We start from the raw sequence: 15,229 nt of genomic DNA on the forward strand, positions 1-15,229 counted from the left end.
CATGTCCGTCGTCGTGTCCGCCTGCCCCCAGCGTCCCGAGGACGTCGTCGTCTCGGTGCCCGCCGCGACCGCCGAGGACGTCGGCACGGCCGCCGAGGCGGCCCGCGCCGCGCAGTCCGGCTGGGCGGCGGCACCACCCGCCGGGCGGTCGGCGGCGCTGCACGCCGCCGCCGAGAAGGAGACGTGGTGGTGACGGACGCCCTGGAGTTGCCGGCGCTGGGGGCGCGTACGAGCCTGCGCGGGCAGGTCGCGCACGCCCTGCGGGCCGCGCTGGTGGCCGGCCGGATGCGCCCCGGCGAGGTCTACTCCGCACCGACGCTCGCCGCCCGACTCGGCGTCTCCGCCACACCGGTCCGCGAGGCGATGCTCGACCTGGCCAAGGAGGGCCTGGTCGAGACCGTGCGGAACAAGGGTTTCCGGGTCACCGAACTGTCCGACCGGGAACTCGACAACCTGACCGAGATCCGGCGGTTGATCGAGGTGCCGACCACCGTGCGGGTGATCGGCGTGGCCACCGCCGAGGACGTCGCGCGGCTGCGGCCGGTCGCCCACCGGATCGTCGAGGTCGCCGAGCGCCGGGACCTGATCGCCTACATCGAGCACGACCGCCGGTTCCACCTGGAACTGCTCGCGCTGGCCGGCAACAGCCATCTGGTCTCGCTCGTCGGTGAGCTGCGGGCGAGGTCGCGGCTGTTCGGCCTGGCCCGGCTCGCCGAGACCGGGGAACTGGTGCCGTCCGCCCGCGAGCACGTCGAGATGCTCGACCTGATCGAGGCGGGCGACCGGGTCGGCCTGGAACGGCTGATGCGCGTGCACATCGGCCACGTACGCGGCCGGTGGGCCGGTCGGGCGGAACCGGCCGCCGACTGACCGCCCCCGCCGGACGACCCTGACCTTCGCCGGACGACCCTGACCGGCGGCCGTACGGTCAGCGTTGCCAGGCGGCCCAGAGTTCGGCGTACCGGCCGCCCGCGGCGACGAGTTCCGCCGGGGTGCCCAGCTCGACGATCCGCCCGTGTGCCATCACCGCGATCCGGTCACAGCTCTGCGCCTGGGTGAGCCGGTGCGCGACCACCACCGCGGTGCGTCCCCGCACCAGGGCGGCACTGGCCAGCTCCAGTTGCCGGGCCCCGGCACTGCCCGCCTCGGCACTCGCCTCGTCCAGCACCACGATCGGCGGGTCGAGCAACGCGACCCGGGCCAGCGCCACCTGTTGCGCCTGCCCCGGGGTGACCGGGTGCTCGCCCTCGCCGACCCGGGTGTGCAGCCCCTCCGGCAGGGCGGCGACCCACTGGTCGGCACCGACCAGCCGCAGCGCGTCCCACATCTGCTCCTCGGCCGCGTGCGGCACCGCCAACCGCAGGTCGTCGGCGAGAGTGCCGGCGAAGACGTGCACCTCCTGGGTGACGACGCCGACGGTACGACGCAGTTCCACCGGATCCAGGTCGGCGATCGGCCGCCCGCCGAGCAGCACCTCGCCCTCGGCGGCCGGGAACACCCCGCCGAGGATGGCCGCCAGCGTCGTCTTGCCCGCACCGCTCTCGCCGACCACGGCCAGCGACTCACCCTCGGCGATCTCCACCGACACGTCGTGCACGACGGTGGGCCCGCCGGGGTAGCGGTGCCCGATCGACTTCGCGCCGATCCCGCCCGCCGGCCGGTCCCCGGCACGCGGGCGCGACTCCGGGACGTCGAGTCCGGTGATGCCGACCAGCCGGGCGAGCGCGGCACCGGCCGACTGGACGTCGTTGAACGAGATCAGCAGCATGCCGAGCGGGCCGAAGAGGCGGTGGAACAGCAGCGCGGCGGCGGTGACGTCACCCACGCTGCTCTCGCCCGCGCGGACCAGCAGGAAGCCGGTCAGCAGCACGGCGGTGAGGCCGATCGCCTCCGCGTAGTTCATCATGTTCGCGAACCACAGGAATCCGCGTACCGCCCGCAGCCGGGCGGTGACCGCCTTGCGTGACGCCCCGTCCACCCGCTGGCCCTGCCGCTGCGCCATGCCGTAGGCGTGCACCGTCCGGGCACCGGTGAACGTGGTCAGCAGGCTCTGCGTCCGCTCCGCCGCCGCCTCGCGCTCGGCGGCGTAGAGCCGCTTCGCCTGGGGCACGAACCGGCGCAGGCTGAGCACGTGCACCGGGAAGACGACCAGGAACGCGAGCGCGATCCGCCAGTCCAGGGTGGCGAAACCGGCGAACGTGATGACGACGGTGACCAGGGCGGTGAAGATCCCGGCGGCCAGCCGCACCGAGTCGGTGACCTGTTCCACGTCGTCGGTGACCCGGGCGGCGACGTCGCCGGAGCCGGCGCTCTCCAACCGGGCCGAGTCCATCCGCAGGGCCCGGTCGAGCACCTCCTCCCGCAGGTCGGCGCAGGCCCGCATGCCCCACTCGGTGACCAGCCACCGGGACACGCCGGTCAGCACCGCGGCCAGCAGGCCGATGCCGAGGATCCAGGCCGAGGTCACCAGCAGCGCGTCGACGGTGCCGCCCGCGACGACCAGGTCGACCAGGCGACCGAGCAGGATCGGCACCACCACGGCCGCACCGCTGGCCGCGACGGATGTCAGGACCGACGCCCAGGCCAGCAGCGGATAGCGGCGCAGGTTGCGCCAGAAGGTGGCCAGGGTCTCCCGGCCGGAGGCGACCGGCAGCATCGTCGTCGCGCTCATCGCAGGACCACCTCGGCGTACGCGGACTGGGTGAGCAGGTGCCGGTGCGATCCGACGGCGGCCACCCGCCCGGCGTCGAGGAAGACGACGCGGTCACACCGGTCGAGCAGGGGAGCGCTGGTGGTGACCAGCACGGTGGCGCGTTCGTCCCCGGACCGGCGGGAGCGGATCCCCTCGGCGATGGCGTGCTCGGTGACCGCGTCGACCGCCGTCGTCGGATCGCGGAACACGGTGACCGGCCGGTCCGCGAGCAGCGCCCGGGCCAGGGCGATCCGCTGCCGTTGCCCGCCGGAGAGGTTCAGCCCGTGGTCGAGCAGTTCACGGTCCAGGCCGGTGCCGCCCTCGGCGAGCAGGTCGTCGACGGAGGCCGCCGCCATGCTCTGCCGCAGTGCCGCGTCGTCCCGGTCGTCCCCGCTCTGCAGCACCTCGCGCAGGGTGCCGCCGAACAGGTCGACCGCGTGCGGCTCGACGAGCACCACCTGCCGCAGCGAGGCGACGTCGAGGTCGCCGAACGGTGTGCCGGCCAGGGTCACCTTGCCCCGCTCCGGTGCCCGTGCCCCGGCCAGCAGGTCGGTGACGTCGTCGGCGGTGGTGGTCTGCCCGGTGACCACTCCGAGCACCTCCCCGGGACGCACCTCGAGAGTGGCACCGTCCAGGCCCGGGGTGTGCACCTCGGCGAGGACCAGCGGGCCGGGCTGCGCCGCCCGTACGCCGGAGGCGGCACGCTCGGGCGCGGCCAGCACCTCGGCGACCCGGGTCGCGCTGGCCCGCGCGGTGGCCAGCCGGAAGACGCAGTCGGCCAGGTTCAGCACCGGGTCGGTGATGAACGCGGCCAGGCCGACGATGGTGATGAGCTGCCCGACCGTGATCCGCCCCTCCAGGGCGAACCAACCGGCCAGGGCGGCCACGACGGTGATCAGCAGGCCGGTGGTGAAGGTCGACACGCCGACGAACGCGGCACCGGCCTTGACCGCGCCGACGTTGGCGCGCAGCGAGGTGCGGCTGGCGCTGCGGTAACGCCGCGACGCCTCGTCGACGCCGCCGAACCCGCGCAGCGGTCGTAGCCCGCGCAGCAGGTCCGACGCGGTCGCGGCAGCCCGGCCGATGGCCTGCTGCTGCGCCGAGGTGTGGCGTTCCACCACCGGCCCGAGCGCGTGCAGGCCGAGCACCAGCACCGGGATGCCGATGACCAGCCCGAGCCCGAGCGTCCAGTCGATCCGCAGCAGGACGATCGTGGAGACGACCAACCCGAGCAGCGCGGAGACCACCCGGCTGCCCAGCTCCAGTGAGTCGGCGGCGGCCTGGGTGTCGGTGGTGGCGATGGAGAGCAGCTCACCGCTCTGCCGACCGGTGCGGATGCCCTGCCCGCCCAGCAGGCGCCGGACCACACGCATCCGCAGCAGGTGCGACTCCTCGGTCACCGCCTTGGACAGGAACCAGAACCCGGACCGCCAGCCCATGGTCAACGCGGTGAACAACGCGAAGATCCCGAGGACGGACCAGATCATCGCCGAGGTGGACCCGGTGCTCACCGCCTGGTCGATGACCAGGCCGATGGCCACCGGGACCAGTGCCTCGCACACCTGGTGCAGCGACCAGAAGGCGGTGCAGAGCGCGGTGTCCCGGCGCTGCCGCCAGAACATCTCGCCGAACAACCGGCCGGTCGGACTGATCCGCACGGTCACCTCACCCGCCGTCGGTCGGTGCGGCGGACCTCCGCCGTCGGCTGTGCCATCTCGCCTCACTCTCCACAAGTTAGGTTAGGCTAACCTGTGGTCGTGGCTCGACGCCATCCGGTAGCGGGTGTCGTCCCGGCGGTCAGCCGGTGACCACCACCGCTTCCCGCGCGAGCGTGACCGCGCCCAGCAGGGCGGCGTCGTCGGCGAACCGGGACAGTACCACCTCCGGCCGGTGCGGCAGCACCTCGGTGAGCCGGTCGACGAGCAGTTCCCGGATCAGCGCGCTGCCGGCCACCCCGCCGACCAGCACCACCCGCTGCGGGTCCAGCAGCAGGCAACTCGTCACCAGGTGCCGGGCCAACTCGTCGAGCCGGGCGGTCAACGCCCGCCGTTCCGGCCCGGGGCGTCCGGCCGCCTCGGTGAGAGCCGCCGCGCCGCCGACCAGTCCCAGTTCGGCGGCGAGCCCGTCCAGGGCCCGGCCGGAGAAGTCCAGCTCCAGCATGGTGCCCGGCCACGGGCCGCCGGAGACCGCGTACCCGATCTCACCGGCCGCGCCCCGGTGGCCGGAGACCACCGCGCCGCCGACCGTGATCGCCGCGGCAACCCCGGTGCCCAACCCCAGCACCAGGCCCGGGTCGGCGTCGCGCAGCGCACCGAGCCGCAGTTCGGCCAGGGCGGCGGCGTTGAGGTCGTTGTCCACCGCCACCTCGGTCACGCCGAGCGCCTCCCGGACCGCGTCGGCCAGCCGCAGTCCCTCCCAGCCGGGGACGTTCGGCGCCAGCTCGATGCCGTCCGGCCGGATCACCCCGGGCGAGGCCACCCCGGCGGCCAGCAGCGGGCCGCCCACCTCGGCCACCAACCGGGCGGCCAGGTGCAACGCCCGTTCCAGCGCCTGCGGCGCACTGCGCTCGGCGTACGTGGGGACCCGCTCCCGGGCCACCAGCCGGCCCCGCCGGTCGGCCACCCCGACGGCCATCTTGGTCCCGCCGAAGTCGATGCCGAGCAGCAGCCCGTCGGTGTGCGCGCCCGCCTCGGGCCGCGCCAGTTGCACGCTCATCGGGCCGCCAGTTCGGCGGCGACCGCGTCCAGCGCGGCGTCGGCCCGGTCGAGTCGGTCGCGGACCGCCGCCAGCCGTTTCCGTGCCGCGTCGAAGCCGCTCCGCAGCGTCGCCACCTGGGTGCGTACCGCGTCGCTGCCCGGCCCGTCGGCTTGGGCGCGGCCCAGCACCAGCTCCGGTCGGACGGCGGCGGCGATCAGGTCGTCCACGGCGGGGTCGTCGAGCCCGCCGGGCACCAGCCCCTCGGCGGCGGCCCGCACCTCGTCGGCGGTCCAGCCCTGCGGATCACCACCGCGCACCAGTCGACCCACCACCGAGTGCGCGGCCCGGAACGGCACACCGTGCCGGGTCAGGGCGTCGGCGGCGGCGGTCGTGGTGGCCCCGGAGGCGACGATCTCGGCCGCCGACGGCGGCGTCAACGGCGCGATCTCGGCGAGGAAGCCGCCGAGCAGGGCGAAGAAGCGGTCCGCCCGGTCGTTGCTCTCCCAGAGCCGCACCTGCACGTCGGTGGTGGCGTTGTTCGAGTCCTCCCACCAGGCCGCGCCCACGTTGTTCAGCACCGAGGCGGCGTCGGCGGCGGCCTGCCCGGCGTACGAGACCAGGTGTTCCAGCACCACCGGGTTGCGCTTCTGCGGCATGATGCTGCTGCCCTGGGTGAAGTCACCCGGCGTGGTCACCCACTGCCAGCTCAGCCAGTCCATCAGGGTACGTGCCAACCGCGCCCCGGTGGCCAGCGCCTGGGCGTTGAGGGTGCCGACCCGCACCAGGTGGTCGGCGCCGGCCACCGCCTCGTACGAGTTGGTCACCAGGGCGGCGAAACCGAGCAGCTCGGCCACCCGGGCGGGGGAGATGTCCAGGTCGGTGCCGGCGAACGCGCAGGACCCCAACGGGGAGACGTTGAGCGCCTCGATCAGGTCGGCGTAGGCGACCGCCTCCCCGGCCAGCGCCTCGGCGTACCCGGCCAGGGCGTGCCCGATGGTGGTCGGCTGGGCCGGACGCCGGTGGGTGTAACCGGTGATCACCACGTCCGCGTACCGGTCCGCGGCGTCCAGCGCGACCGTCCCGGCGTCCAGCACCCGGTCGAGCACCCCGGCCACCTGGTCGCGCAGCAGCATCCGGAACACCCCGGCGTCGAGGTCGTTGCGGCTGCGCGCCATCTGCACGTCCAGCTCCGAGGTGGGCACCCCGCAGGCCGCCGCGAGGCGCTTCTCCACCAGGTAGTACGTGTCCTCGAAGGTGCCGTCGAAGGGCGGCGCGTCGGCCTGGTCGGCGCGCAGCTCGGCCAGTCCGCGCAGCAACCGGGCGCCCCGCTCGGCGGGGACCAGTCCCTGCTCGGTCAGCATCACCACGTGTGCCTGGCTGGCCCGCACCATCGCCGGGAAGAGGTGCCCGACGTGGTGGTCGTAGGTGGGGCGCAGGTGGTGCCGCTGGTAGGTGGTCAGCGCGGGTGTGCTCATGACGGAGTTCCTTATTCCTCTCCAGGCCGGGCCGGCGTGGTGGCCGTCCCGGACGGTCGGCCGGTCAGTCGTCGAGGCCGAGCAGGCGCTCGGCGTTACCGGCGAAGATCGCACGCAGGTGCTCGTCGGGCAGGCCCAGTTCCCGGCAGATGCGGAGCTGGTCGTCGAGGTAGCGGGTGACGTACCCGCGCGGGAACCACGACGAGTCGCTGCCGAACACGATCCGCTGCGGGCCGATGGTCTCGTAGCAGCGCCGGAACAGGTCCTCCAGCGTCAGCTTGTACGGCATCCAGCGCACCCACTGGTTGGAGCCGGAGGTGTCGACGTGCACGTTCGGGCAGCCCCAGGCGGTGAAGAGCAGCTCCTGCACGTACTGCACGCCGAAGTGCGGCACCACCACCGGCAGCTCCGGGAACCGGCGGGCCATCCGGGCCAGTTCCTCCGGGCCGCCGTGCCGGCCGAAGGTGAGGCCACCGGCGCTGCCGTAGTGCCCGATGTGGATCAGCACCGGCACACCGAGTCGCTGCGCGGTGCCCCAGAGCGGATCGAGGTCCGGCCCGTCGAGCGGTCCGCGCAGCAACGGCGCGAACAGCTTCAACCCGCGCAGGCCGCGTTCGGTGACCGCCCGTTCCAGCTCGGCGGCGGCGTCCGGCGCGTACGGGTCGTGGTGGGCGAAGCCCAGCAGCAGGTCCGGGTGCCGGTCGACCACGTCGGCCACCGCGTCGTTGCCGCCGCCGGTGACGAACACCGCCCGGCGTACGCCGACCCGGCGCAACTCGTCGGCCCAGCGGTCGGCCTCGTCCGGCCAGTGCGCGGCGGGCGGCTCCGGTTCCGGGAACGACCACGCCTGTCGCCAGGCCCGCGCGTACGGGGCGGAGGCGGCGGCGCGGGCGGCCCGCTCGGACGCCCCGCCGGGATGCATCCCGGCGGCCTCCTCGCAGGCGTGGACCGTCTCGTCGGCGCCGATGCGGAAGTGCAGGTGGAAGTCGACGACGTCCAGTCCCCGGTCCACGGTCACCCCTCCTCCCCGGACAGCGGATCACCGGACGGCGGCGGATCGGTCGGCAGGGGATCGGCGGTGGGCGGCGCGGGTGGCGGCGCGGCGACCCAGGCGGCCACGATCTCCCGCAGCCGGGCACCGGCGAGGTGCCGGACCCGTTCGCCGCGCGCCACGTCGGCCAGCGAGATGTGCCCGGACCAGCCCTGCCACGGGTCGGGCCGGGACTCCACCAGCACGTACGGGTGCGCCACCGGCAGCTTCGGCTTCGGCGGCAGGTCCTCGACCGCGTCCAGGCGTACCGCGTCGGGGTCGAAACCGAGCACGCCGGAGGTTTCGTACGCCCCGCCGTGCCCACGCGCGGGCAGCTCGCCGTAGAGCTGGATGGTCTCCGCCGGGGTGACCAACTGGAACCAGTTGACCAGCAGCAGGCTGGCCTGGCGGCGGCCGGAGACCCACTCCATCGCGGCCCGGACGGTGGACATGTTGGCGTCGTGCCCGTTGACGATCAGCAGCCGGGGGAAACCGGCGGCGACGATCCCCTCGATCACGTCGGCCAGGTAGCCGACCGCGATCTCCGGGCGGATCGCCACCGTCCCCGGCCAGGGGCGGGTCTGCCCCGGGCAGGCCGCGTACGGCACGGCGGGGAAGAGCACCCCGCGCGGACCGTCGCCGCTCGCGCCGCTCTCGGCGGCGAACCCCTCGGCCAGGATCAGGTCGGTGCCCAGCGGCAGGTGCGGGCCGTGCCATTCGACCGCGCCGACCGGCAGCACCGCGAAGTCCGCGGCGGCGGCCACCGCCGCCAGTTCGCCACCGGGCACCCGGCCGACCGGCAGCAGGCCGGACTCCGGCCAGCTCACCGTCACCTCGGTGTGCGTCACGCCGTCCACTTCGCCGCCTCCCGGGACGCCGACCGGCCGCTCTGCAACCGACCGGAGACCACCATCACCACGAAGATCAGCGCCACCTGGAGCATGCCGTACGCGGCGGCGGTGCCGACCTCGAACGAGTACATCCGATTGTTGATCTCGACTGAGATCGGTGCCGTCTGCGACGTGTAGATCAGCACCGAGGCGACGAACTCGCCGACGCCGTTGACGAAGGCCAGCAGCGCCCCGGCCGCCACCCCGGGGACCATCAGCCGCAGGGTGACCGTGCCGAACGCCCGCCACCACGAGGCGCCCAGGTTGCGGGCCGCCTCCTCCAGCGAGGGGTCGATCTGCGCCAGCGTGGCCGAACTGGACCGGAACACCAGCGGCAGGAACCGCACGAAGTACGCCAGCGGCATGATCCAGAAGGTGCCGATCAGCACCTGCCCGAAGCTGAACGCGTTGCCGGTGCTGAACGCCGAGATCAGGTTGATCGCCACCACCGTGCCGGGCAGCGCCCACGCCAGCATGACCGCCACGTCCAGCAGCGCCCGGCCCCGGAAGTCCAACCGCCGCACCGCGTACGCGATGAGCACGCCGACCACCACGCACGCGACCGTGGCGATCAGGCTCATCTGCAACGAGTTGAGGATCGGCTGGAACGCCCTCGGGTCGGAGAAGATGGTGACGAAGTTCTGCCAGGTGTACGCCGACGGGATCACCTCGGTCGTCCACGAGCCGTCCTCGGCGAACGCCACCAGCCCGATCGTGCCCACCGGCGCCAGCAGCACCACCGTGGCCAGGATCGAGGCGGCCAACGCGGCCCACTTGCCGAACGGGTTGGTGATCTCCCGCCGGTGCGCGGCGACACCCTTGGACTGCGAGCGGTAGCTGCGCCGCCCCTCGTACCAGCGCATACCGAGCAGGAACAGGATCGACACCACCGCCAGCACCGAGGCGTACGTGGAGGCCATCGGCAGGTCGCCGTTGGTGCGGTTGATGTAGATCTGCATGGTCATCGTGCGGTCCACCCCGAACAGCAGCGGAGCGGTGTACGACGCCAGCGAGGTCATGAACACCAGCAGCGACGCCGAGACCAGCGCCGGGGTGAGCATCGGCAGCAGCACGGTACGCCACACCCGGACCCGACCGGCGCCCAGGTTGTACGCGGCCTCCTCCACCGACGGGTCCATCCCGGCCAGCGCGGCCGAGGCGGCGAGATAGAAGAACGGGTACATGGTGAAGGTGTGCACCACCAGCACACCGGCGATACCGGTGAACGGCAGCACCGGGCTCTCGGTGCCGAACAACTGCTGGAGCCCGCGCGGCAGGATGCCGGTCTCGCTGTAGAGCAACTGGAACGAGATGGCGCCGATCAGCGGCGGCAACGCGGCCGGCACCAGGATGATCGCCTCGATCAACCGGCGGCCGGGGAACTGGAAGCGCTTGAGCAGGAACGCCATCGCCACGCCGACGATCCCGCAGAGCAGCACGCTGGCCGCCGAGATGCCCAACGAGGTGAGCAGCGACGAGCGGGCCACGCCCTCGCCGCGCAGGAACTCGGTGTAGTTGGCCACCCCGTCCACCCCGACGCTCTCGGCGAAGGTGGCGAACATCGGCTGGACCACGTATCCGAACAGGATCAGCGCCAGCGGGAACACCAGCGCGTACGGGAACCAGCGGGAGCTGGCGCCACCGGCGAAGCGTCCGCCCAGCCGGGGACGACGACCGCCTCCGGCCGGGGTCGGGTCCTCGGTGATCGGCGGGACGGTGGCGGCGCTGGGTGCGGCCGTCACGGGTGCACCACCCACATGCGCTCCCGGTTGAGCCGCAGCCCGATCTGGTCGCCGACGGCGATGCCGGACGGCACGTCGATGGAGGCCACCTGCACCGACTCACCGGCCACCTCGACCACCAGGTTGGTGGCCATGCCGGTGAACTCCAGCTCGGTCACCCGGCCGGGCAGTGCGCCCGCCTCGGTGGCCGAGGTGAGGCCGATGTGCTCCGGGCGTACCGACACCAGCGCGGCCTCGCCGGGCCGCAGGCCGTGCCCGACCGGCGCGGCCACCGCGATCTCGGTGCCGTCCGGGCGGCCGACGGTGACCGTCTCGTCGGTGACCGCCGTGACCGGCAGCGACAGCACGTTGCTGCGGCCGATGAACCGGGCCACGAAGGCGTTGGTCGGCCGGTGGTAGATCTCCTGCGGGGCGCCGATCTGCTGCACCCGGCCGGACTCCATCACCGCGATCCGGTCCGACATCGCCATCGCCTCGGCCTGGTCGTGGGTGACGTAGATGGCGGTGGTGCCGCTCTCCTTCTGGATGCGGCGGATCTCGGTGCGGGTTTCCTCGCGCAGCTTCGCGTCGAGGTTGGACAGCGGCTCGTCGAGCAGCAGCGTACGCGGCCGGATGACCAGTGCCCGGGCCAACGCCACGCGCTGCTGCTGACCGCCGGAGAGCTGGTCGATGCGCCGCTCGCCGTACCCGCCCAGGTGCACCTCGCCCAGCGCCTCCTCGACACGTCGCCGGGACTCGGCCCGCCCGACCTTGCGGATCTTCAGCCCGTACGCGACGTTCTGCGCCACCGACATGTGCGGGAACAGTGCGTAGTTCTGGAACACCATGCCGGTGTCGCGTTTGTTCGGCGGGCGACGGGTGACGTCCTCGGTGCCGAAGCGGATCCGGCCGGAGGTCGGGAAGTAGAACCCGGCCACCATGCGCAGGGTGGTGGTCTTGCCGCAGCCGCTCGGGCCGAGCAGGGTGAAGAACTCACCGGCGGCGATGCTGATGTCGACGTCGTCGACGGCCGCGGTGTCGCCGGCGCGGGCGAATCGCTTGCTCACCGACTCCAGCGTGACATCGATCATGATGTCCTCCTTCTCGTGCTGCCGGCCGCGATGAAAGGAAGGGACCCTTCCTAACGCCTCCGGTATAGGAAGGGACCCCTCCTTGCATCGGCGGCCGGGCCGGGTACGCGTACCCGGCCCGGTACCGACAGGGTCAGCCCTTGTTCTTGATCTGGCTGTTCCAGTGGTTGATCCACTCGGTCTCGTGCTCGGCGATCACGTTCCAGTCGACGTTCATCGGGCGCAGGTCGAGCTGGGCCAGCCACTCCGGCTGGTCGGCGATCTCGATGGCGGGGATCTGGAAGAAGTCCTTGGCCAGATCGGCCCGGAGCCCGTCGTCGAAGAGGAACTCGATGAACTTCTGCGCACCCTCGGAGTTGCCGCCCTTGACCGCGGCGAGGCCGTCGACCAGCACCGGCGCGCCCGAGGTGGGCATCACGTAGCCGAAGGGCATGTTCGACTGGTTGGCCTGCAAGAGCACGTCCTGCAGGTTCCAGGCGCTGAGCGTGCCCTGCTGGCGGGAGAGCTTCAGGTACAGGTCGGCCGGGTTGGCCGCGTACGAGCCGGTGTTGGCGTCGAGGCGCTTGAGCCAGTCGTACCCGGGCTGCGGGTTGCTGCCGTCGGGGGAGAGACGCTGGATCATCGAGGCGTAGATCGACCGCATGGTGCCGGACGCGGCCACGTCCCGGATGATGATCTTGTCTTTCCACTGCGGGTCGAGCAGGTCGTCCCAGTCCTTCGGGGCCTGCTCCGGGGTCAGCGCCGCGTTGTTGTACATGATGACCTCGGGCAGCAGGATCTCCCCGAACCAGCGGCCCTCGGCGTCCTTGTACTGCTCGTCCATCTGCTCGGCGAACGACGGCTGCCAGGGGGCCAGCAGATCCTCGGCCGCGCCTGCGGACAGGCCCTGCTGGGTGCCGCCCCACCAGACGTCCGCCTGCGGGTTGGCCTTCTCGGCACGGACCCGCTCCAGGATCTCCTGCGCGCCGATGTTGAGGATCTCGACCTTGCCCTGGTACTCGGGGTACTTCGCGGTGAACTTCTCCACCACGAAGTCGGTGACCTTCTTGTCCCGAGCCGTATAGATGGTGAGCTGCTGAACGTCACCGGCGGCGTCGTCCGAGCCGCCACCGCCGCAGGCGGTGCCGACGGCGAGCACCGAGGCGAGCGCCCCGGCCAGGAGAAGTCGACGTTTCATGAGGTACCTCCGGAGGGGATCAAGGGGTGGGAAGGAGCTGGGGTGTGCCGGCCGCCGCGGCGGCCAGGGCGTAACTGATCGCGCCGTGTAACACCGCGCGGTCGCCGAGGACCGCCCGGCGTACCTCGGTGGCGGCGGGCGCGGAGGCGTCGACGAGCGTCTGGAGGCGGGCCACGGCGTCGTCGTCGAGCTGGGCGGCGGCACCGCTGAGCAGGACCCGGCCCGGGTCGACCACGCAGGCGCAGGAGACGATCAGCCGGGACCAGGCGGCCAACACCTCGTCCAGGTAGGCCGTCGCCCGCGCGTCGGTGCGGGCCAGCTCGACCAGGGCGGCCACCGGTTCGTCCGGCCGTCGGCCGGGGGCCAGCGCGACGACCCGTTCGGCGACGGCGTTCTCCGACCACCGGGCCTCGAACGGGCCTATCCCGTCGTGACCCCGGTCGGTCGGGTCCAGCGGCAGGAAGCCGACCTCGCCGGCCGCGCCACCGGCGCCCCGGCGGACCTGACCGTCCAGCACCAGTCCGGCGCCGATGCCGTCGGCGACGTGCAACAGCAGCAGATCGGCCACGTCGCTGCCGGCCCCGGCGGCGTGCTCGCCGGCCGCCATCAGGTTGACGTCGTTGTCCACCACGACCGGTACGCCGAGGTGGCGTTGCACCGATTCGCCTATCTGCCGGCCCTCGACCAGCCCCACCGAGGGGGCGAGCCGGACCGTGCCGCCCGAGGAGACACCCGGCGCGGCGATCGCCACCCCACGCAGCGCGGGCAGCCCGTCGCCGGCCAGTTCGGGGACGGAGCGGCAGATGGTCTCGACGATGTCCCCGCTGAGCCGGACCGCCCGGTGGGCGATGACGGCGCCGTCGCTGTCGGCGATCTCGCAACTGATCCGGGTGGGTTCCAGCGCCACCGCGGCGACCAGTTCGGCGCGCGGGTTGAACTCCAGCATGGCCCGGGGGCGGCCGGCCCGGGAGGTGCCCGGGCCGCGTTCGATCAGGTAGCCCTCGGCGATCAGTTCCCGCACGAGGGGCGTGAGCGTGGCGGGGCTCAACCCGGTCAGCTCGGTCAGCTCGGCGCGGGAGAGCAGCCGCACCTGGCGGGCGGTGGAGATCACCGAGAGGCGCTTGATCTCCTTCGACCGCTCCCGGCTCACCGGGCTCGTTGGTGGCGTCACCACGTCAGTCACACTTCCTTCCTACGGCGAACGAACTATTGAGTCAAGTAACGAGTTGGTATCGGGCGACCGTGAACACCACTGCGAACAGGGCGGATGCCCGTTTCGTGGCGGTGGTTCGAGGGGTGTCGGGAGGGGTGCCGCTGCCCTGAGAAGGCGGAGATTATTTGTTCCGCGTACAAAAGAAGCGATATGCGGCATCCGGTCGTCCTGGTGTCGTCAGGCGTGACGATCCAGTGTGTACGGACCGGTTCGACGGCGTGCGCCGGGTCGGCGCGCGACGCGTACCGCCGCGCCGACCCGGCGTCGGTCAGGCCGGTCGGCTCGTCGCGGCGGCCCGGATGTCGTCCAGGCCGAGCAGCGCCGTCGCGGCGGTGCTGGGATGCCGGCCGCCCGCGGTCGCCACCGCGAGCTGCCAGTGCGGCGGGTCGGTGAGCGGCACGAAACGCGCGGCCGTCCGCTTGCCCTGGAAGACCTGCGGTACGACGGCGACGCCGAGCCCGTGACCGACCAGGTCGAGCAACCAGTGCACGTCGTTGACCTCGAACGCGACGCGCCGCTCCACCCCGGCGGCGGCCATCGCCTGGTCGACGGCGTCGCGACTGATCCAGCCGGGGGAGAAGTCGACGAACGTCTCGCCCGGCAACTCCCGTAGGTCGACCGCGGCGCGGTCCCGCAGTGGATGGGCGGGCCCACACGCCAGCACCAGCGGCTCGGCCCGGAACGGGGCCAACGCGACGCCGGGCACCGCGCTCGCGGGCGCGGAGACGAACGCCAGGTCCAGGTCGCCGGTGCGGACCCGTTCGATCAGGTCGGGCGAGCCGCCCTGACGCAACCGGATCTCGACACCGGGGTGGGCGGCGTGGAAGCGGGCCAGCGTCGCCGCGAGATCGACCGCGCCGAGGCACTGCAGGGTGCCGATGGCAAGCGTGCCGCGCAGCAGCCCGCGTACGGCGGCCACCGCGTCCTTGGCGGCGGCCACGTTGGCCAGGGCGTGCCGGGCCTGGCTGAGCAGTGCCCGGCCCTCGTCGGTCAGCTCCACGCTGCGGGTGTTGCGGACGAACAGGCTGGCGCCCAGCTCACGTTCCAGCGAGCGGATGGAGGTGGAGAGGCCGGACTGCGCCACGTGCAGCCGCTCGGCGGCGCGGGTGAAGTGCCGTTCCTCGGCGACCGCCACGAAGTACTCAAGCTGGCGCAACTCCACGATTCATCACCGTCACCGATTGCTGGAATCAGATTCTTCTGTTGGACAGCTTAGCTATCGGGGTAGAAGGTGGAATCCGGG

Annotated in this window: 13 protein-coding genes; 2 read left to right on the plus strand and 11 right to left on the minus strand. The window is 72.7% G+C overall.

Annotation, left to right across the window (positions count from 1 at the left end; all coding sequences use genetic code 11):
• Position 1: 1 nt before the first annotated feature.
• Together ACIBMZ_RS26850 and ACIBMZ_RS26855 are read left to right on the plus strand one after the other, a co-directional pair.
• Positions 2-193, plus strand: coding sequence for an aldehyde dehydrogenase family protein (locus ACIBMZ_RS26850; RefSeq protein ID WP_396698449.1), 192 nt, complete (start codon positions 2-4; stop codon positions 191-193).
• Positions 190-870 carry a GntR family transcriptional regulator gene (locus ACIBMZ_RS26855; protein WP_396698451.1) on the plus strand — a complete coding sequence of 227 codons (681 nt, stop codon included), beginning with the start codon at positions 190-192 and terminating at the stop codon, positions 868-870. Before ACIBMZ_RS26850 ends, ACIBMZ_RS26855 begins: the two co-directional genes overlap by 4 nt.
• Before the next feature lie 58 nt (positions 871-928).
• On the opposite strand, the gene ACIBMZ_RS26860 is transcribed toward ACIBMZ_RS26855, so the two are convergent.
• The 11 genes from ACIBMZ_RS26860 to ACIBMZ_RS26910 form a co-directional block, all read right to left on the minus strand.
• Positions 929-2,671 (minus strand): ABC transporter ATP-binding protein, encoded by a 1,743-nt coding sequence (locus tag ACIBMZ_RS26860; RefSeq protein WP_396698453.1) that lies wholly within the window; start codon positions 2,669-2,671, stop codon positions 929-931.
• A complete protein-coding gene (locus tag ACIBMZ_RS26865; RefSeq protein ID WP_396698455.1) occupies positions 2,668-4,350 on the minus strand; it encodes an ABC transporter ATP-binding protein in 1,683 nt (560 codons plus the stop codon). The genes ACIBMZ_RS26860 and ACIBMZ_RS26865 overlap by 4 nt, the downstream gene beginning before the upstream one ends.
• Before the next feature lie 139 nt (positions 4,351-4,489).
• Positions 4,490-5,407: an ROK family protein gene (locus tag ACIBMZ_RS26870; protein WP_396698457.1), complete on the minus strand. Its 918-nt coding sequence runs from the start codon at positions 5,405-5,407 to the stop codon at positions 4,490-4,492.
• Positions 5,404-6,864 carry an argininosuccinate lyase gene (locus tag ACIBMZ_RS26875; RefSeq protein WP_396698459.1) on the minus strand — a complete coding sequence of 487 codons (1,461 nt, stop codon included), beginning with the start codon at positions 6,862-6,864 and terminating at the stop codon, positions 5,404-5,406. Before ACIBMZ_RS26875 ends, ACIBMZ_RS26870 begins: the two co-directional genes overlap by 4 nt.
• Before the next feature lie 64 nt (positions 6,865-6,928).
• Complete coding sequence (locus ACIBMZ_RS26880) at positions 6,929-7,876, minus strand: amidohydrolase family protein (RefSeq protein ID WP_396698461.1); 948 nt, start codon at positions 7,874-7,876, stop codon at positions 6,929-6,931.
• A 2-nt stretch (positions 7,877-7,878) separates the two neighbouring features.
• Positions 7,879-8,742: a creatininase family protein gene (locus ACIBMZ_RS26885; RefSeq protein WP_396698463.1), complete on the minus strand. Its 864-nt coding sequence runs from the start codon at positions 8,740-8,742 to the stop codon at positions 7,879-7,881.
• Positions 8,739-10,526: an ABC transporter permease gene (locus ACIBMZ_RS26890; RefSeq protein ID WP_396698464.1), complete on the minus strand. Its 1,788-nt coding sequence runs from the start codon at positions 10,524-10,526 to the stop codon at positions 8,739-8,741. Before ACIBMZ_RS26890 ends, ACIBMZ_RS26885 begins: the two co-directional genes overlap by 4 nt.
• Positions 10,523-11,596: an ABC transporter ATP-binding protein gene (locus ACIBMZ_RS26895; RefSeq protein WP_396698466.1), complete on the minus strand. Its 1,074-nt coding sequence runs from the start codon at positions 11,594-11,596 to the stop codon at positions 10,523-10,525. Before ACIBMZ_RS26895 ends, ACIBMZ_RS26890 begins: the two co-directional genes overlap by 4 nt.
• Positions 11,597-11,729: 133 nt before the next feature.
• Positions 11,730-12,773 (minus strand): extracellular solute-binding protein, encoded by a 1,044-nt coding sequence (locus ACIBMZ_RS26900; RefSeq protein ID WP_396698467.1) that lies wholly within the window; start codon positions 12,771-12,773, stop codon positions 11,730-11,732.
• Positions 12,774-12,792: 19 nt separating this feature from the next.
• Positions 12,793-13,956 (minus strand): ROK family protein, encoded by a 1,164-nt coding sequence (locus ACIBMZ_RS26905; RefSeq protein WP_396698469.1) that lies wholly within the window; start codon positions 13,954-13,956, stop codon positions 12,793-12,795.
• A 298-nt stretch (positions 13,957-14,254) separates the two neighbouring features.
• Complete coding sequence (locus ACIBMZ_RS26910; RefSeq protein WP_396698471.1) at positions 14,255-15,148, minus strand: LysR family transcriptional regulator; 894 nt, start codon at positions 15,146-15,148, stop codon at positions 14,255-14,257.
• Positions 15,149-15,229: the final 81 nt, after the last annotated feature.

This window comes from Micromonospora sp. NPDC049900, assembly GCF_044461025.1.
Taxonomy (GTDB): Bacteria; Actinomycetota; Actinomycetes; order Mycobacteriales; family Micromonosporaceae; genus Micromonospora.